General features: G+C 69.0%; 1 protein-coding gene. It reads left to right on the top strand.

Going from position 1 to position 255, the window contains the following annotated elements; translation table 11 throughout:
* Positions 1–255 (top strand): transposase (locus tag IB248_RS32485; protein WP_192242271.1); only part of this gene is annotated, 255 nt, incomplete at both ends.

The following is a 255-nucleotide window of genomic DNA, read 5'->3' on the forward strand; positions in this document are numbered from 1 at the left end:
CGGCAGACATGCTGGTCCATGAGATTTTGTCGCGCGGCTTACGCGATCGAAGGGCCGTCGCCCGGTACGCGGGTCTCACCGGGGCGCCGGACGAGAGCGGCAAGCGCCGGCGCGAGAAGGGATTGGCCCGGGCCGGCAATGCGCGCGTTCGCTACGGCATGATCCTGCTGGCGTGGCGCTTTCTGCAATTCCAGAAGGACAGCGCCCTTGCCGAGTGGTTTACGGCCCGCACCGCCGATGGTCGCGGCGGCACGC

Source organism: Rhizobium sp. RHZ01, from assembly GCF_014851595.1.
Lineage (GTDB): Bacteria > Pseudomonadota > Alphaproteobacteria > Rhizobiales > Rhizobiaceae > Rhizobium > Rhizobium altiplani.